Origin of the sequence: Roseivirga sp., from assembly GCF_049099775.1 — a bacterium.
Classification (GTDB): domain Bacteria; phylum Bacteroidota; class Bacteroidia; order Cytophagales; family Cyclobacteriaceae; genus Roseivirga.
Window position 1 is genome coordinate 277,297 of the sequence record NZ_JAGDZM010000001.1, and the last position, 17,212, is coordinate 294,508.

19 protein-coding genes are annotated in these 17,212 nt (G+C 39.4%); 10 read left to right on the plus strand and 9 right to left on the minus strand.

What is annotated here, in order from left to right:
• The first annotated feature begins 165 nt into the window (after positions 1-165).
• The 7 genes from JXQ92_RS01295 (at position 166) to JXQ92_RS01325 (ending at position 6,324) form a co-directional block, all read left to right on the plus strand.
• Positions 166-906: an ABC transporter ATP-binding protein gene (locus JXQ92_RS01295; protein ID WP_421984773.1), complete on the plus strand. Its 741-nt coding sequence runs from the start codon at positions 166-168 to the stop codon at positions 904-906.
• Positions 907-909: 3 nt separating this feature from the next.
• A complete protein-coding gene (locus JXQ92_RS01300) occupies positions 910-1,464 on the plus strand; it encodes a cob(I)yrinic acid a,c-diamide adenosyltransferase (RefSeq protein ID WP_421984774.1) in 555 nt (184 codons plus the stop codon).
• 196 nt (positions 1,465-1,660) lie between these two features.
• Positions 1,661-2,725, plus strand: coding sequence for a branched-chain amino acid aminotransferase (locus JXQ92_RS01305; RefSeq protein ID WP_421984775.1), 1,065 nt, complete (start codon positions 1,661-1,663; stop codon positions 2,723-2,725).
• 39 nt (positions 2,726-2,764) lie between these two features.
• Positions 2,765-3,268 (plus strand): hypothetical protein, encoded by a 504-nt coding sequence (locus JXQ92_RS01310; RefSeq protein WP_421984776.1) that lies wholly within the window; start codon positions 2,765-2,767, stop codon positions 3,266-3,268.
• Positions 3,269-3,367: 99 nt separating this feature from the next.
• Positions 3,368-4,445 (plus strand): peptide chain release factor 2 gene (gene prfB / locus JXQ92_RS01315; RefSeq protein ID WP_421984777.1). Its coding sequence is split into 2 segments (ribosomal slippage): positions 3,368-3,427 and positions 3,429-4,445, totalling 1,077 coding nucleotides; the frame shifts between segments, so codons are not numbered across the junction.
• A 3-nt stretch (positions 4,446-4,448) separates the two neighbouring features.
• Positions 4,449-5,651 (plus strand): MFS transporter, encoded by a 1,203-nt coding sequence (locus JXQ92_RS01320; RefSeq protein ID WP_421984778.1) that lies wholly within the window; start codon positions 4,449-4,451, stop codon positions 5,649-5,651.
• The gene (locus tag JXQ92_RS01325) at positions 5,641-6,324 is read left to right on the plus strand and encodes a lysoplasmalogenase (RefSeq protein WP_421984779.1); all 684 of its coding nucleotides are present in this window, start codon (positions 5,641-5,643) and stop codon (positions 6,322-6,324) included. The genes JXQ92_RS01320 and JXQ92_RS01325 overlap by 11 nt, the downstream gene beginning before the upstream one ends.
• Before the next feature lie 20 nt (positions 6,325-6,344).
• Here JXQ92_RS01325 and JXQ92_RS01330 read toward each other — a convergent pair whose 3' ends face one another.
• The 3 genes from JXQ92_RS01330 to JXQ92_RS01340 form a co-directional block, all read right to left on the minus strand.
• Entirely contained in the window at positions 6,345-7,031 is a 687-nt protein-coding gene (locus JXQ92_RS01330) for a head GIN domain-containing protein (protein ID WP_421984780.1), read from the minus strand.
• 65 nt (positions 7,032-7,096) lie between these two features.
• A complete protein-coding gene (locus JXQ92_RS01335; RefSeq protein WP_421984781.1) occupies positions 7,097-8,449 on the minus strand; it encodes an MATE family efflux transporter in 1,353 nt (450 codons plus the stop codon).
• Positions 8,450-8,451: 2 nt separating this feature from the next.
• Entirely contained in the window at positions 8,452-9,000 is a 549-nt protein-coding gene (locus tag JXQ92_RS01340; protein WP_421984782.1) for an NUDIX domain-containing protein, read from the minus strand.
• A gap of 60 nt (positions 9,001-9,060) precedes the next feature.
• Between JXQ92_RS01340 and JXQ92_RS01345 the strand changes: the two genes are divergently transcribed.
• The gene (locus tag JXQ92_RS01345) at positions 9,061-9,657 is read left to right on the plus strand and encodes a ribonuclease HII (protein WP_421984783.1); all 597 of its coding nucleotides are present in this window, start codon (positions 9,061-9,063) and stop codon (positions 9,655-9,657) included.
• Between the two features lie 38 nt (positions 9,658-9,695).
• On the opposite strand, the gene JXQ92_RS01350 is transcribed toward JXQ92_RS01345, so the two are convergent.
• Complete coding sequence (locus JXQ92_RS01350) at positions 9,696-10,160, minus strand: nuclear transport factor 2 family protein (protein ID WP_421984784.1); 465 nt, start codon at positions 10,158-10,160, stop codon at positions 9,696-9,698.
• Positions 10,161-10,267: 107 nt separating this feature from the next.
• Positions 10,268-12,649, minus strand: a complete 2,382-nt coding sequence (locus JXQ92_RS01355; protein WP_421984785.1) for an ABC transporter permease — start codon at positions 12,647-12,649, stop codon at positions 10,268-10,270.
• Between the two features lie 185 nt (positions 12,650-12,834).
• Here JXQ92_RS01355 and gcvT point away from each other — a divergent pair, with 185 nt between their 5' ends.
• Positions 12,835-13,926, plus strand: a complete 1,092-nt coding sequence (gene gcvT, locus JXQ92_RS01360; RefSeq protein ID WP_421984786.1) for a glycine cleavage system aminomethyltransferase GcvT — start codon at positions 12,835-12,837, stop codon at positions 13,924-13,926.
• A complete protein-coding gene (locus JXQ92_RS01365; RefSeq protein WP_421984787.1) occupies positions 13,927-14,625 on the plus strand; it encodes a 2-phosphosulfolactate phosphatase in 699 nt (232 codons plus the stop codon).
• Here JXQ92_RS01365 and JXQ92_RS01370 read toward each other — a convergent pair.
• From JXQ92_RS01370 to dtd, 4 genes are all read right to left on the minus strand, one after another.
• The gene (locus JXQ92_RS01370) at positions 14,622-15,398 is read right to left on the minus strand and encodes an aspartyl/asparaginyl beta-hydroxylase domain-containing protein (protein WP_421984788.1); all 777 of its coding nucleotides are present in this window, start codon (positions 15,396-15,398) and stop codon (positions 14,622-14,624) included. The genes JXQ92_RS01365 and JXQ92_RS01370 overlap by 4 nt on opposite strands.
• Before the next feature lie 86 nt (positions 15,399-15,484).
• On the minus strand, positions 15,485-16,345 hold the full coding sequence (locus tag JXQ92_RS01375; RefSeq protein ID WP_421984789.1) for a DUF6263 family protein: 861 nt from the start codon (positions 16,343-16,345) through the stop codon (positions 15,485-15,487).
• A 10-nt stretch (positions 16,346-16,355) separates the two neighbouring features.
• Positions 16,356-16,697 carry a nucleotide pyrophosphohydrolase gene (locus tag JXQ92_RS01380; RefSeq protein WP_421984790.1) on the minus strand — a complete coding sequence of 114 codons (342 nt, stop codon included), beginning with the start codon at positions 16,695-16,697 and terminating at the stop codon, positions 16,356-16,358.
• Entirely contained in the window at positions 16,697-17,149 is a 453-nt protein-coding gene (dtd, locus tag JXQ92_RS01385; RefSeq protein WP_421984791.1) for a D-aminoacyl-tRNA deacylase, read from the minus strand. The genes JXQ92_RS01380 and dtd overlap by 1 nt, the downstream gene beginning before the upstream one ends.
• Positions 17,150-17,212: the final 63 nt, after the last annotated feature.

Genomic DNA, 17,212 nt, shown 5'->3' on the forward strand with positions numbered 1-17,212 from the left:
ATTAAAATCAAAGGTACACATTCACCTATAATCCAGTTGGGCATCCGCTTACGTAAAGAGGTTTTATAGCCTGACGGGATTTTAATTCTTTTGAATTATTAAACCTTTTGTATAATTAATTAGTAGTGTATTAAACTTTTCATCCGTTACTGACGTCAAACGAATATGAGTAAACCTGTAATACAAACATCAGATATTTCAAAGATCTACCAAATGGGTAGCGAAACGATTAGAGCTTTGAAATCCGTAAGCATCAGTATTAATCAAGGAGAGTACGTTTCTTTCATGGGACCATCTGGTTCTGGTAAGTCTACTCTTATGAACATGATCGGATGCCTTGATACACCTTCTGGAGGTCAGTACATCTTGAATGGCAATGATGTAAGTGACATGACGGAAAACGAATTAGCTGAAATTCGTAATAAAGAGATTGGTTTTGTATTCCAAACGTTTAACCTTTTACCTAGAGCAAGCTCTTTAGAAAACGTAGCCCTTCCGTTAATTTATGCTGGTTACAGTAAATCTGAGAGAGAGGAGAAAGCTCTTGCAGCACTTACTGGTGTAGGATTGGGCGATAGAGCGCATCACAAACCAAATGAATTATCAGGTGGACAGCGTCAGAGAGTTGCTATTGCAAGAGCACTTGTAAACGACCCTTCTATTATCCTAGCGGATGAGCCAACAGGTAACCTTGATAGTAAAACATCATACGACATTATGGATCTTTTTGCGCAGCTACATGATAAAGGAAACACCATTATTATGGTAACACATGAAGACGATATTGCGCAATACTCTCATAGAATCGTTAGACTTAGAGATGGTCTTGTTGAGACTGATGTAGTTAACGATAATCCTACGCGCATTAATCCTTTGAAAAACCAAGTAGTAGAGGAAGAAGCTTAGGATTTGAAGATATATACAAAAACAGGAGATTCAGGCACCACCTCATTATTGGGTGGTGCTCGTGTTTCTAAGGCACATATCAGAATAGAAGCCTATGGAACCGTCGATGAGCTTAATAGCCACATCGGTTTACTTCGTGATCAGGAAGTAAATAATATCAGAAAAGACTTATTAAAAGAAATTCAAGATCGACTGTTTACACTAGGCGCTGAATTAGCAACTGAACCTGGAAAAGATAAAGTAGTAAAGCCCGACCTTTTTGAAAAGGACATTACGCTTTTGGAAAATGCCATGGACAACATGGATGAAGAACTGCCAGCCCTAACTAATTTTGTATTACCAGGAGGGCATCAAGCAGTATCGTTTTCGCATATCGCAAGGTGTGTCTGCAGGCGAGCTGAAAGGATTACCATTAGCCTCAGTGATCATGAAAATGTTGATCCATTAGTGATCAGATATTTAAATAGACTTTCAGATTTCTTATTTGTACTTGGTAGAAAAATGGCGCAAGAGCTAGAAGCAGAAGAGGTGCTATGGCAACCAAGAAAGAGCAAATAACGTAATCAGCTGATAATTGCGCGGTCTAAATTAATTACAAAATATTCCCTCTAAGCAAGAGTAATTCACCAAAATAAAGTTTGGCGAAATATCATTGTAAGTTGTTGAATATTAATATTTTACACCATAACAACCGTTTGCAATTTGTGCTTTCCTGCACTACATTTGCAGACCTTAATCATTAAAAGAGCTCACTATGATAGATACTCAGACGATTCGTATTCAAGAAACAAACAATTCAAGAATAAGCGAGCTTGATGAAAACAATATCCCTTTTGGAAAGCTTTATTCGGATCACATGTTTACCGCTGATTACATCGATGGTGAATGGCAAGATCTAAGAATTACGCCTTATCAAAATATTTCAATCAGTCCTGCCAATACAACTTTACATTATGCTATTACTGTATTCGAAGGCCTGAAAGCATACAGAAACCCTGACGGAGAAGTATTAATCTTTAGACCGCAGGCAAATGCTAAAAGACTAAACGTTTCTGGAGAAAGAATGTGTATCCCTGAGCTTCCTGAAGATCTATTCATGGAGGCACTAACCGAGCTCATTAAACTAGATAGCAGCTGGGTACCTTCAAAACCTGGAACATCACTCTATATTCGTCCATTCATTTTTGGTACGGATGAATACATCGGAATTCGTCCTTCTGACAATTTCAGGTTTATGATCATCACCTGTCCAGTAGGCGCTTATTACACACAACCTGTCAACGTAAAAATCGAAACAGAATTCTCTCGAGCATTTGAAGGAGGAACTGGTTTTGCAAAAGCTGGCGGAAACTACGGTGCAAGCCTTTACCCTGCTAAATTGGCTCAGGAAAAAGGATTCCATCAGTTAGTATGGACAGATAGTAAAACGCACGAATATATTGAAGAGTCAGGCACAATGAATGTCATGTTTATTGTAGGCGACACTTTACTAACAGCCCCTACTTCAGGTACAATCTTAAATGGTATTACTAGAAATAGTGTATTGACCATAGCCAGAGATTGGGGTATGAAGGTAGAGGAAAGACGTATTGCCGTTAAAGAAATAATAGAAGCCGCCAAAGACGGTTCGTTAAAAGAAGTTTTTGGTGTTGGAACCGCAGCTACTATCGCGCCAATTGGTAAAATTGGTTTCGAAGATGAGGTTTATGAGTTAAGCGATCCTGCAGAGAGAGAATTCTCAATAAAAATACTCAAAGAACTCAACGATATCCGTACAGGAGCCGTTGAAGACAGGTATGGTTGGACTTATAAAGTTTAACATTACTTAACGAGATTTTTACCTTATTTAGCAGCCCCAATGAAGATAAATAAACTGTTTTTCATCCTAGGGCTGCTTTTTTGTTTTCAGTCCATCTCGGCCCAGTCCTATATGGTGGTCAGAAAAAAAGGCAGTGCCAGAAGGTACGAGTACAGACCTGGTAACTACCTCGTATACTTGCAAAAAGGTAACACCCAATTTTTCAGAGATAGAATCACGGAATTCGCGGACAGTACAATAGTACTTGAGAACAATATTCTGAGGCTTAATCAAATTCAGACAATTAATGTGTCTGAGGCATTTTCCAACCGAGCCCCAATATGGAGGGGCGTTGAAGATGTGCTTCCTATTGCAGGTATTGGCTATTTAGCCCTAGATATATTCAATGACTCCGTCATCGATGGTAATCCTATTTCTCTTGATGAAGGGGTTACTACTACAAGTGGAGCATTAGTACTCACAGGTTTTGCTCTAAAATGGATGAGACGTAAAAAAGTAGATCTTACCAATCCAAAATTCGAAGTCTACATCGTCGGTTTTTAGAAATCTCAATATTAGCGTCAACTCGTCAAACTTCAAGTCTACATTCTCTTGAATTATAGCGCCCATTTAACCACATTTGCAATCTAAATTGCAAACACCATGACAGCAGATCAGCTGAAGGATTTAAAGGCCAGAGTAGCGGCTTTGAGGGGGTATCTTTGACTACGATGTTAAGCGTAGAGAGGTAGAAGAAGAAGAATTAGTAACTGCACAACCCGATTTCTGGAATAATCCTAAAGATGCCGAAAAGGTATTAAAGGCCATTCGTTCTAAAAAAGTATGGACGAAAGGCTTCGAAGAAGCCAACAGCGTGGTAGAAGATCTTGAGACTTTATACGAATTCTTTGAAATGGGCGAAGGAGACGAAGCCGAAATCGAAAAAGAATTTGAGAAGGCCACAGAAGTAGTTGAAGCATTAGAATTTAAGAAAATGCTGAGCGGAGAGGAAGACCAACTCAACGCTATGATCGAAATAAACCCTGGAGCAGGTGGTACAGAAAGTAACGATTGGGCAGAAATGCTTATGAGAATGTACATCATGTGGGGCGAAAAAAATGGCATGAAAGTAAAGCAAGTCAATTACCAACCAGGTGATGTGGCAGGCATAAAATCAGCGACTTTAGAATTTGAAGGAGAATTTGCTTACGGCCAATTAAAGTCTGAATCAGGTGTACACCGTTTAGTAAGGATTTCGCCATTCGATTCTGGCGGAAGAAGACATACTTCATTTTCATCCGTATTCTCCTATCCGATTATAGACAATACCATTGAAATTCATGTCAATCCGGCTGATATCTCTTGGGATACATTCCGTTCTGGTGGTGCTGGAGGTCAAAATGTTAATAAAGTAGAAACAGGTGTGAGGATAAAGCACGCACCAACAGGTATTAACATTGAAAATACTGAAACCCGATCTCAATTAGAGAACAGAGAACGTGCCATGAGCATGTTGAAATCACGACTTTATCAGATTGAGATGGACAAACGCAACATGGCCAGAGATCAGGTGGAAAGCGAGAAAATGCGAGTAGATTTTGGTTCACAAATAAGGAACTATGTACTGCACCCTTACAAACTCATTAAGGATAACCGGACTTCAGTAGAAAGAACGGATGTTCAAAATGTATTAGATGGAGACTTAAACGACTTCATAAAAGCCTACTTAATGCAGCAGTAGATAATGACTGAACAGAAGAACATCTTCTCTTTGCAGTTTATATTACTCTGCCTAAGTTCGTTTCTCTTCTTCGCAAGTTTTAATATGATTGTGCCCGACCTCTATGACTATTTAACGTCATTAGGAGGAGGCGAAAAAAAGGGACTTGTCATATCATTGTTCACAATCACAGCAGGTTTATCCAGACCCTTTAGTGGTAAGTTATCCGATACCATAGGCCGAATTCCTGTCATGATTATTGGTGCAGGTGTCTGTTTTGTTGTTGGATTTTTATACCCCCTATTAGGCACTATTTCAGCCTTCTTTCTACTGCGCTTTTTGCATGGTTTCTCAACCGGCTTTAAACCCACGGGAACCTCAGCATATATCGCTGATATTGTACCACAACATCGGCGGGGTGAAGCCATGGGGTATTCCGGACTGTTTGGTAGTATTGGAATGGCAGCGGGACCAAGCTTTGGGCCAAAAATAACAGCACTCTTTGGCCTTGAAACTATGTTCTATACCTCTTCCGCCTTGGCACTTTTATCCGTGCTTATATTGGCAGGAATGAAAGAAACGCTTCAAAACAAGCAGCGTTTTCATCCAAGACTTCTAAAAATAAAAAGAAATGAAATCTTTGAGCCAAGAGTTTTCAACCCTTCCCTATTCTTTTTGCTCACCTCATTTTCTTTTGGCGCCGCACTTACGCTTATGCCTGATCTAGCCATAAATGTAGGGTTTAGCCAGAGTAATAAGGGTGTTTTTTTCGGAGTCTTTGTTCTTTCATCATTGATTATTAGAGTACTCGCGGGGAAAGCTTCAGATAAATATGGAAGAGTAATCGTATTGAAATTCGCGGCAATTGCTATCGTTCTGGCCGATCTCTTAGTCGCCTATACCACCAGTCAAAGCATGCTAATTGCCAGTTCCATTGTGTTCGGTGTGGCAGTTGGTATGAATACGCCAACCATTTACGCTTGGACAATCGATTTAAGCCTTGAAAAGGCGCGTGGCAAAGGCATTGCAACCATGTATATTGCATTGGAAATTGGCATCGGGCTTGGCGCATTTATCAGTGGTTATATTTATGGAAATGAAGCAGAAAATTTAAGGTTGGCCTTTTACACCTGTGCGGCATTGGCCTTTACTGGTTTTCTATTTTTAAATTTTGGACTAGATTGGTCCAACAGAGTTTTTAGAAGATATATACAAGATGAAGATTAATAAATCACTTTACCCTTTTTTGGTAGTGGCGATTTTAGATTTGGCATGTAGGCTTTTGCAAGTAGATGAACTCTTAGGCATAACAAAGTCGCTTTTAATGCCATCGCTCTTCTTTTTTGTCTACAAAACTTGTCCAAGTTCTTTGCTAAAACAGTTTCTTCTAATGGCCATAGGGCTATCGTTTTTAGGAGATGTATTGCTCCTATTTATGGATAATGAAAAATTCTTCTTGCTAGGGCTCGGCTGTTTTCTAGTAGTGCATTTACTATACGCTTTTATCTTTTTCAATGCCAATGAAGAAGCTGAACGAAAGATGAAACTGCAATGGCAAGACAGTCTTTTTATCATTTATGGCTTAATTATATTTTCTATCCTAAAAGGAAATCTAGGGACAATGTACGTGCCCGCTTTGTTATATACCGTTGTGATATGCCTAATGGGTCTCACCGCTAGAAAGCGTTGGAAGAAGACAAGTTATGATAGCTTTTGGCTGGTGATGATCGGTGCCACACTTTTTATAATTAGCGATACTATTCTGGCCTTGGATAAGTTTTATGTCTCTTTTGCAGTAGCAGACTTCTTGATTATGTTCACCTATATACTAGCACAAGGATTAATCGCTTTAGGCCTCATAAGCTTTATACAAAAAATCCGGCCAGAAGCCGGATCTTAAATTCTTATAAGTCAATTTTCTTAGTTAATTCTTCGAACCTTGCCACTACCAGCAACGCTTGAATTTACGGCAGGTCGACCTTTGTAATAAACGCTACCACTGCCTGAAATACGTACATCGAGGTTTTCTTGTGCATTAACACTGCTTCTTCCAGACCCTGAGATAGTAATTTCATAATCATCCACTTTCAAGTCTTCAGCAAGGTATTTACCAGATCCGCTCATGCCAAGCTTAGCATACTCTGCCGATCCGGATAACTCTATATTCCCCGAGCCCGAAATTCGCGCACTTATATTCTTAGCATCTACCTCAAGTTCCATATCACCGGAGCCAGATATTGAAACATAAAAATCATCTGCTTTAAATAAAGATTGACCAATTACATCACCAGAGCCACTAATTGAAACTCCATTAAGCTCCTTTATAGTGATATAGACATTAACTCTCCCATTCGATCTCGATCGCCAGCTTCTGCTACTTTCCATACCAATTGAAAGTTTACTACCTCTCACTTCAGTTTCTACGCGATCTAAAACACGATCATCACCTTCTAAAACCACTTCATTTTTATTGCCCAGTTTAACGTAGACGTTGCCTGACATTCTCATTACGATTTCGTCAAAATCTCTTACATTCCGAGTTTCTTTATTCTGGCCAAAAGCACTCAAGGCTAATACCATTAAAAAGGAAGCTAATACAGTTTTCATTCTCGTATTGTTAAATTCTTCTTAAAGACTATCAAGCACCATTGAAGTTGCATTGAATAGTTCATTTATTTCATAAAGTTGAGCGCTTTGCTTTTGGCAAGTCGCTTAAACCTAAAGAACAAGGCGACTGCTGCTATTGTTAATCCAATAAGCAAACCATACCATATTCCTTCAGGTCCTAAATCGAGTAAAAAACCCAAACAATAACTCGCTGGGATGGCAATTCCCCAATAAGCAATTAAAGTAATTACCGTAGGTACTTTCACGTCGGACATTCCTCTTAAAGCACCTAAACCCACAACTTGTACACCATCGGATAGCTGGAAAAATCCCGCTATGACGATAAGCGTACCAGCGATCTTTATTACCTCAAGGTCTTCCACATAGAGCGTTGGAAAGAAATTACTAAACAGTATAAAGAACAATGCACAACATGCCATAAAAACCAACGACATTAAAAAGCTAGTGTTTCCAACACGTTGTAAGTTATGACCATCGCGTGCACCAATCTGATTACCAACTCGTACCGTAGATGCAGCGGCAATTCCCGTAGCCATCATATAACTCAAAGAAACAAGGCTAATCGCAATCTGATGTGCAGCCAATGGTTTGGTGCCTAACCACCCCATCATAATGGCAGCCATGGCAAAGGCACCAACTTCAAAAACAAATTGAATACCGCTTGGTACCCCTAATTTTAAAATAGGCTTGAATAGATTTGCCTTTACCTTCGATAAATTAAAAGCAGTACGATAGGCCTTGAAATGACTGTATCTATATACGAAAACACCTAAGCCGATAGCCATCATTACCCTGGAAACAAGTGTAGCCCAACCAGCGCCATTCAATCCCATTTCCGGAAACCCGAACTTTCCGTAAATCAAGAAGTAGTTCAAAAGCACATTAACCAAATTAGCAATGATGGTGATATACATTGTCGGCTTGGTAATTGACAGTCCTTCCGAAAATTGACGAAAATTCTGGAATATCATTAAAGGAATTAGAGACGAAGAAATAATGATGAAATATGGTGTGCCGAGGGTAACCACTTCATTAGGTTGGCTCATAAAAGGAAAGAAGTTAGACACCCCGAAGAGCATCATAAATAGAAAAATCCCCACGCCACTGCAAAGGATGATGCTATGCCTTAAAAGTCGTGTTATTTTACCTGAATCTGACTGCCCATCCGCTTGAGCCACCAATGGCGTGATTCCATAAGAAACTCCAATGCCAAACATGAGAAAAACCCCCAGAAAATTATTGGCAAATGCAGAAGCAGCCAGCGCAGAGGAACCAATTTGCCCCACCATTATACTATCCACAATACCCACCATGATATGTCCCAATTGGCTCAGCATAACAGGGTATGCCAGTTTAAGGGTTTTATTCAGGTGAGTTTTATAGGGTAATAATTCCATTTCTAGAGCCCAACTTCTCGAGCATACTTTAAAATTCCAGCTACAGTTAAGCTATCAGTAATTTTTCCTTCCAAAACCCATTCTAAGGCTTCTGTAAAAGGTAATTTCTTAATTGCAATGTCTTCTGTATCATCAAAATTTGGTGTTTCCTGAATCAAATCTTTGGCCACATAAACATGTCCCTCTTCATCCGTAACCGAATTTGATGTATGTATTTTACATAAAAAGTCAAGTTTAGCGGCCACCAAGCCCGTCTCTTCTTTAAGCTCTCTTAAAGCCCCTTGTTCGTAGGTTTCTTCTTTCGGCACAGCCCCCATTGGCATTTCCCAACTATACTCGTTCAGAGTATACCTATACTGTCCTACCAACCATGTATTCATATGCTCATCTATAGGTAAAATTCCTACAGCACGACCTTTAAAAGACACTTTACCATAAATTCCCTTACCTCCAGATGGATTAATCACTTGATATTCATTCAGGCTAATCCATTCATTTTCATAAATCAATTCACCGCTTAAAGTTTTCCAAGGATTTTTTTGATCAGACATGGCGCAAAATTATGGAAAGGTTTCAAGTTCTACGCTTAAGTATCTAAGTTTATCCTGCTTATGTTAAAGTCAAGTTTTGGATCTGGAAAAATAGAGGCTGGTTGCGATGAAGCTGGAAGAGGCCCATTGGCCGGACCCGTGGTAGCTGCTGCCGTAATTATGCCGGCCGATTATAAGAACCCAGACTTAAACGATTCCAAAAAGTTGACAAAAAAAGTGCTTGAGAACCTAGAAATTCAAGTTAAAAGAGATGCAATTGCCTATGAAGTCGTTGAAGTAAGTGAAACCGAAATAGATGAAATCAATATTCTAAATGCTTCTTTTTTGGCGATGCATCGTGCAGTAGATCGATTAAAAATAAAGCCAGAACTGCTTTTGATCGATGGCAACAGATTTAAGCCATATGCCTCCATTCCGCACGAATGTATTATCAAAGGGGATGGAAAGTACATGTCGATAGCTGCAGCCTCTATTCTCGCCAAAACTCATCGTGATCGTTTAATGACTGCGGCCGCTGAACAATATCCGGGTTATGGATGGGAGACCAATGCGGGTTACCCGACTAAAAAGCATAGAGAAGCCATAAAAAAGCTTGGCGTTACGCCCCTTCATAGAAAGTCATTCCGCCTGCTGCCTGAGCAAACGGAACTCTTTTAGACCTACTATCAATCCTTTAAAATCCTGAAAGTCAAGTACTAGTGCTGATGATAAACTTTTGCCACGATTCTCCAACCGCTTTCAAATTTTAGAAGGCTCAAGTAATCAGTATAAACGTGTTTGCCCTGATTGTGCAATTCGATCTTCACCTGAGCAGCATTACCGGTCACATCAACCGAAGCAAAATTATGATCCCATTTATTCTTCGGATCGGCCGCATTGTAATTATTAGCTTTTCTTTTTGCTACACCATCTGCCCAAACTTTGATTGGGTATTTGCTGATCGCCTCGCCTTTTGGTGAGTATATCGCAAAATCTTCATGAAAACCCTTCCTCATAGCGTCAGCATCAAGCCCATTAAAAGCACCATTAACGTATGACTTCAGGATCAGTTCTTGAATTTCTTCCTTAGCAGCAGCATCTTCTACTGGTTTTAAGGTAAATGCTAAGCTAGTAGCGGCCACAAGAACAATAGCGAGAATTTTGAGCTGATTTCTTTTCATAATTTCATTTTATGTAAGTGATTACCTAATACAGACTCTCTTTGGATAAAATAGGTTACAATAAAAAGAGCCAGTTGTTAACCGGCTCTTTAAATTATAAATTCTTACTATTCATATCGCAGCGATTCCACTGGATTTCTTTTCGCTGCTTTGGTAACCTTTCCTGAAATAGAGAGCAGAGAAATAAGGAGCATGCCAAATATTGGTATAAAGAAGCTTACGAAGTTCAAATCCATATGATACTTCCAAATACTATCCATCAGCACGCCTGTAAGCAAGTAGGCGGCTATCGCCCCTAACACCGATGCTATCGCAACAATTATTAGAAATGGTCTGTTGATAATCGTACCAATTTTAAGAACAGATGCACCTAAGACCTTACGAATACCGATCTCCTTGGTTCTGCTTAGAATATTTATTGAAACAAGCGTAAACAATCCAATCGCTGACAATACAACCGCAATTACGGCTAGGAAAAGAAATATTGCCACAATATTATCATTCACAGTACGTGCCTCTCCTAGTACATCTTGTTCGTGAATTAGAACGTTGGAAGGTCTATCTGGAATCAAGTCGCCCCATTTCTCTTCCATGTAGGATTTCACCTCTTGAATCTCGTCAGGATCTACACGCACTACCAATCGGCTCAATTCACTATCATCCCTCAATCGCATCATCAGTGGATCGAGTTCTTCCCAAAGACCAAAAATGAAGAAATCTTGAACCATACCCACTACATTGTATCGGATGGTATCATAAAGCGTCACTTGTTGACCAATTGCATCGCTCCAGCCGTATTGAGCAGCCATTTTCTCATTTATCAATATGTTACCCCCAAAATCCATTTGTTGATTTTGGGCTGTAAAACCCCTCCCCTCAATAACTGAAAGTCCTGCAACCTCTGCATAATTTAGTCCTATATCCATTATAGATACTTCATACTCCTGATCAGAGCTTTTGATAGAAGCACCATTCGCTCCCCAACCGACATGATGTCTAGTCAGCGCCACTTCGTCAATTGCCGGATTTTCTAATATGGCAGCTTTAAATCTCTCAGCTTCAAGGGATGAATTCAGTGGAACCACTATCATGCTTTCCTTATCATAACCCTGATCTATTTTTTTCTGGTAAGATGAGTTCTGTAAAAAGGCAAAGCCACAAATCAATGCTAGCACCGAAATCATAAACTGAAAACCCAAAAGCACTTTAGAAAGAATACTAGAACTACCTACGCGCAGGGTACCACGCAAAATTGACACGGGTCTAAACCTACTAACAAATAATGCTGGATATCCACCTGCCAATAATGCAGTAGACAATAATACGCCTGTTAAGAACAAGACTAAACCTGGGTTTTCTTGAAGACTCAAAAGTATATCCATGTTTGGCCACATGTTGCTATACTGAGGTACCAACCACATAGAAAAAAGTAGACCGAGGCCTAACGACAGAAGACAAAGAAGTAAGTTTTCTCCTAAGAATTGGAAAACAAGCTGCGCTCTGCTACCTCCAACAGTCTTACGAATACCTATTTCTTTAAGTCTCTTATTGGACATGGCAATCGCCGTATTCGTAAAGTTAAAACATGCCAACAATAGAATTAAAATGGCCATAATACCTGGAGCCATAATGTGTGCCGGATGAAGTGCAGAATTACCTAAACTAGAACCATTAAGATCGCGTTGATTGAAAGGAAGGTCCTCCATATTCTGAAGCCAAAATCCACTGACTTGAAAATCTTTTCTAACCTCACTTTGAACAGCAGCATATTTCTTAATTAAAGCAGGTGCCGTTTCCATTACCTTCTCATCTGTCGTTTGGATAAAAACACCATCTACAAAGCGGCCCCAGTCGCCTTTTTCCACACTGAAAAACCTATGAAAGTTTTCAAATTCCGAAAGCAACTGAAACTGGAAGGTGCTTTTCTGACCTACATCTTGAAAAACACCACCTACTTTTAAAAAAATATTTGGTGCATCATTTACAACTACCTCTAAATTTTCCCCAACGGCATTTTCCTTACCAAAAAGAGAAATAGCAGTTTGAGATGATATGAGAACAGTTGAAAGCTCTTTATAAGCATTCTTATCCCCGTGTAACACTTTAAAAGAGAACATATCCATAAAATCATGATCCACAAAGGCCATTTGTCTATTGAATACATTCTGATCTTTCTTGATTGTAATGCCTCCCCTTTCAAATCTAGAAACACCTTTTAGTCCGGGGATTTCATTTTTTAGATTCGGACCCAATGGCATTGGCACCATAGAGAAAGGAATGTTTGCCCCCGCCTGATCTCTGTAAACAGAAATGGCATAGAGTTCATCATAGTTTTCGTGTTGCTTGTCAAAAGTTGTTGCAAAATCGTAATTGAGAAAAGCGACAATACAACAAGAAAGGGCTAAACCGAGCCCAATAATATTAACAAGGACAAAAAACTTACTCTTCAATAAGCTTCTTACCGTGACTTTAAAAAAATTCTTAAACATGATCTGACCGTTTTGATTTGAGTTGTTAGTATATAAGATGTGAAAAGTGATTCAAAGGTTGCTCAAATTTGATAATTATACAACTAATAATATAGTTGATCATTTGACTTCGCCAATTTTTTCTTGCATAGCGCATTTTTATTGAGCGCTATAGTTACTTTTGTCAGCGGAAAACTTATGGAAATATGGAAATCAAAAAAGTAGCATTAAACGACCTTCATGAAGGCCTAGGGGCCAAAATGACTCCTTTTGCTGGCTATAATATGCCAGTAAGATATTCTTCAGATATAGAGGAGCACAATACCGTTAGAAATGGTGTAGGTGTTTTTGATGTTTCACACATGGGTGAGTTTGTTCTTGAAGGACCTGACGCCCTAGATTTGATTCAAAGGGTAACCAGTAATGATGCTTCCAAACTCGTTGATGGCCAGGCACAATATTCCTATTTCCCGAATGAAACAGGTGGTGTAGTCGACGATCTTTTAGTTTATCGATTCGATGCTGAAAAGTATATGCTCGTTGTGAATGCTTCCAATATTGAAAAGGATTGGAATTGGGTGACAAAATTCAACACCAAAGGTGTTAAAATGGTCAATGTTTCTGACAATTATTCCCTTTTTGCAGTACAAGGCCCTAAAGCTATCGAAGCGCTCCAATCACTTACTGATGTTAACCTTTCCGAAATAAAATATTACAATTTTGTGGTCGGTCCATTTGCAGGAGTCCCTCACGTCATTATTTCGGCTACTGGCTATACTGGCGCTGGAGGATTCGAACTCTACTTACACAATGACCATGCAGCAGCTGTCTGGAATCAGATTTTTGAAGCTGGAAAAGACCTAGACATCAAACCAATTGGTTTAGGTGCACGCGACACTCTTCGATTAGAAATGGGTTATTGCCTTTACGGAAATGACATTACAGATGAAACCTCCCCTCTGGCTGCTGGCCTAGGTTGGGTAACTAAGTTCACCAAAGAATTCACAAATTCTAAAGCGCTTCAAGAAGAGAAAGAAGCTGGTGTGAAAACTAAATTAGTAGCCTTTAAAATGATCGATAAAGGCATTCCTAGAAGTCATTACGAGCTACTAGATGTGGATGGCAATGTGATAGGAGAAGTTACCTCTGGAACCATGTCTCCATGTTTAGGCTATGGCGTTGGCTTGGGCTATGTGACTAAAGAAAATAGCAAATCAGGGACAGAAATATTTGTTGCTGTAAGAAAAAGAACGCTCAAAGCCGAGGTAGTAAAATTGCCTTTCTACAAAAAAGACTAAATGAAAATTGACGTTTGTTACACACCTGAACTGATCCATCAATTTGATGTATCGGATAAATGCGTTGTGATTATTGATGTGCTGAGAGCAACATCTTGTATGGTTGCAGGGCTAGGTTCTGGGGTGCAAAGTATTACGCCTGTTGCTACGGTTGAGGCATGTGAGGCACTCGGAAAAGAAGGCTATGTAATGGCCGGCGAACGCAATGGCGAGAAATTACCGCAATTCCAGATTGGCAATTCTCCTTTTGACTATATGCTGCCTGAATTGAAAGATAAAGCAATAGCTGCCACAACTACTAATGGCACACGCGCCATCGATTTATCAAAAGACGCACCTGATGTTATAATCGGTGCTTTTCTGAATTTATCGGCAACCACTAAATACTTATTGGCCCAAAATCGAGACATTTTATTGTTCTGTGCAGGCTGGAAAGGCAAATACAATTTAGAAGACAGCCTTTTCGCTGGAGCGCTTTGCGATGGCGTGAAAAAACAAGCTGAATTTGAATCAGATGCTGTAACCTCAGCTTTCTATTTGTATGAAGCCATGCAATCCGATTTACATTATTACATCAGTCGAAGTAATCATGCAAAACGCCTTTCTAATTTCGGAATTATGAAAGACATCGACTATTGTTCTAGAACAGATGAATTTGATGTGGTTCCTAGATTAGTCGAAGGAAAACTAGTGGTTTAACCTTCTTCTGGCCTAAGGTCTACCTGAACCTCAGCATTTTTAAGCACCTTTTTCAATCGACCACTTCTTTCTCTCAGCCCATAAACCCATCGATTTATTGGTTGGAAGAATTTTGGTAAATCAGTCCTAAAAACATCACAAAAAAGTACCACTCTGGTTTCGTCAGTCTTGTTCCATACAGCGTGCTTATAAGTATCATCAAACAGAATATCCTCCCCTTCCTTCCAATCATATCGCTCTCCCCCATTCACAATATAGCATTCACCGTTTTTAGGTATAATTAGTGCCAGATGATAGCGATATACCCCTTTGTAAAACCCACTATGCGGTGGTATATGTTTGTAAGGACTTAATATGGAAAACATAGCCGTTGTAATGTCCGGCAATTGCTTTAAAAGGGCTGTTGTTTTAGGTGCACGAGCACAATTGGCCTCTTGCCAATTGTTATATCCCATAAACATGAAAATTCTCCAAGCTGCTTTATCACCATCGGCAATGAAACGCTGAATTTTGTCTACTTCATGGAATTTCGGGATGCTAGATTCGTCTTTTAAAACATCTACCAGTTCACCCCTAATCACCTCCCAATTATCCTTTAGTAATTGGTGCCCTTTGAAATGCTCATCGACATTAACAATCGGAGGGTTTTTAAAAAATAGTCTTAGAACAAGAGAAAAACTTATGGCAATAAGGCTCGGTTCCACAAAATAGAGCACAACGTTCAATAAAATGAATGAAGCGACAATCCACCCGAGTACCTGAAGGACAATCATTTGTGATGCGTTTATTAAGTAATAGGCTTTGTTTTACCTAGAATGAACGCATTTTTGAACCAATCGATTCAATATTTTGGCAGATTTTATTTCTTCACAAAGGTAGAGGTCACTTTGGTAACAATGGTTGTGGGAACATTCGTGTTTTGAACTTCCATATTGCCCTTAAGCGTCTGAACCGTTTCGATTTTATTTGGGAAACCATTTTGCTGATCCACATTAATCGTTGACTGCTGATCACCCGTCATATTAAAATTCATATTCATACCAGAAATCACAGTTGCGCCATTCACGGCAAGGCTCGCATTGACTAGTATGGTATTAGCATTTCCCCAACGATAATTATTGTTCAGGTCAGTTGGTATCTCAGCCGAAACTGTCTTCATTCTTTTAGTCCAAGTATTTCCCGCACTTACGTCATAGATATTAAATTGTGCTTCTAGTTCCCTTTTTATAGCCTCCTGACTAAAAACGCTCAATAAATCATCGGCAGCTTCTGCAAACCTAGTGGCGGAAAACTTCTTACGTATGGAAGCACGCATTTTATCGATGTCTTTTATCTGAAGAATTGTACCCGTTTTATCCATGGTAAAACTGTAAGACTCCCCTACTAAAAGCTTAAAGGGTAAATTCTGCTCACCAGGCCTATCAGAATCCATCTCCTGAGACATCATCGGCGCAGTAACTCCTAGTTTTCTGCGAAGTGGGGTCGCTTTTATCGTAATAATATTATTAGCTATACTGGTTACCTCCAAAAGCTCCTCTATCGTGGTCACTTCAGATATTTCGGTAGACTGTCCACTCACCTGTTGTGTTGTAGCAATATCCGTTACCCTTGTTAAAGAAAAATTATCTCCCACCTTAAGACTATAACCTGTTGGCTTCTGAGCAAATGCTATTGATGTAATCATCAACAACGCGATCACAAGTTTTATACTCCTTCTCATCCTGTCTGTTTTAATGTAATTTTTCATTATTCTTATGCCTATCCTTATCTCGATCCGTTTTTTTGGCCATTCGAGCATCCCAAACCTCTTGTAAATCAACTCCTGTTTGGTTTGCCAAACATACAACGACAAACATTACATCAGCTAATTCTTCTCCTAAATCTTTACTCTTATCTGATTCCTTTTCAGATTGCTCTCCATACCTCCTAGCAATAATACGGGCAACTTCGCCAACTTCTTCTGTCAACTGCGCCATGTTAGTCAATTCGTTAAAATAGCGAACACCCACGGTCTTTATCCATTGGTCTACTTCTTCTTGAACAGCCTTTAAACTCTGAATATCTCCGCTCATTACTTCTTATCTTTTGTATCTATCAAAATCGTCACTGGGCCATCGTTTACTAGCGATACTTTCATATCAGCACCAAACTCCCCACTTCCAATTGGCTTACCTAGGTCAAGGCTAATTTGTTCCTTAAATGCCTCATACAAAGGTACAGCAATCTCAGGCTTCGCCGCCTTTATATATGAAGGTCGGTTTCCTTTTTTTGTACTGGCATGCAAGGTAAACTGACTTATGACAAGAACCTCACCATCAATATCTAATAAACTCTTATTCATCACACCAGCATCATCTGGAAATAGGCGCATATTGACCACTTTACGACTCAGCCATTCTATGTCTTCTTGCTGATCTTCTTCTACAATACCGATCAATAGCATAAAACCCACCCCAATAGCAGATTTCACTTTCTTTTCTATGGTTACAGATGCCTCCGTAACCCTTTGAATAACAGCAATCATAGTGGTACAAAAAACTTGATAATTATTTTATGATTCAAATTTACCGTCAAATATGCTATTCAT

Excerpts from the sequence above, each read along its gene's own strand:
- JXQ92_RS01320 (WP_421984778.1), top strand. The coding sequence starts at position 4,449 with ATGACTGAACAGAAGAACATCTTCTCTTTGCAGTTTATATTACTCTGC.
- gcvT (WP_421984786.1), top strand. The coding sequence starts at position 12,835 with ATGGAAATCAAAAAAGTAGCATTAAACGACCTTCATGAAGGCCTAGGG.
- JXQ92_RS01310 (WP_421984776.1), top strand. The coding sequence starts at position 2,765 with ATGAAGATAAATAAACTGTTTTTCATCCTAGGGCTGCTTTTTTGTTTT.
- JXQ92_RS01370 (WP_421984788.1), bottom strand. The coding sequence starts at position 15,398 with ATGATTGTCCTTCAGGTACTCGGGTGGATTGTCGCTTCATTCATTTTA.
- JXQ92_RS01365 (WP_421984787.1), top strand. The coding sequence starts at position 13,927 with ATGAAAATTGACGTTTGTTACACACCTGAACTGATCCATCAATTTGAT.
- JXQ92_RS01375 (WP_421984789.1), bottom strand. The coding sequence starts at position 16,345 with ATGAGAAGGAGTATAAAACTTGTGATCGCGTTGTTGATGATTACATCA.
- JXQ92_RS01325 (WP_421984779.1), top strand. The coding sequence starts at position 5,641 with ATGAAGATTAATAAATCACTTTACCCTTTTTTGGTAGTGGCGATTTTA.
- JXQ92_RS01345 (WP_421984783.1), top strand. The coding sequence starts at position 9,061 with ATGTTAAAGTCAAGTTTTGGATCTGGAAAAATAGAGGCTGGTTGCGAT.
- dtd (WP_421984791.1), bottom strand. The coding sequence starts at position 17,149 with ATGATTGCTGTTATTCAAAGGGTTACGGAGGCATCTGTAACCATAGAA.
- JXQ92_RS01305 (WP_421984775.1), top strand. The coding sequence starts at position 1,661 with ATGATAGATACTCAGACGATTCGTATTCAAGAAACAAACAATTCAAGA.
- JXQ92_RS01380 (WP_421984790.1), bottom strand. The coding sequence starts at position 16,697 with ATGAGCGGAGATATTCAGAGTTTAAAGGCTGTTCAAGAAGAAGTAGAC.
- JXQ92_RS01350 (WP_421984784.1), bottom strand. The coding sequence starts at position 10,160 with ATGAAAAGAAATCAGCTCAAAATTCTCGCTATTGTTCTTGTGGCCGCT.
- JXQ92_RS01330 (WP_421984780.1), bottom strand. The coding sequence starts at position 7,031 with ATGAAAACTGTATTAGCTTCCTTTTTAATGGTATTAGCCTTGAGTGCT.
- JXQ92_RS01340 (WP_421984782.1), bottom strand. The coding sequence starts at position 9,000 with ATGTCTGATCAAAAAAATCCTTGGAAAACTTTAAGCGGTGAATTGATT.
- JXQ92_RS01355 (WP_421984785.1), bottom strand. The coding sequence starts at position 12,649 with ATGTTTAAGAATTTTTTTAAAGTCACGGTAAGAAGCTTATTGAAGAGT.
- JXQ92_RS01295 (WP_421984773.1), top strand. The coding sequence starts at position 166 with ATGAGTAAACCTGTAATACAAACATCAGATATTTCAAAGATCTACCAA.
- JXQ92_RS01335 (WP_421984781.1), bottom strand. The coding sequence starts at position 8,449 with ATGGAATTATTACCCTATAAAACTCACCTGAATAAAACCCTTAAACTG.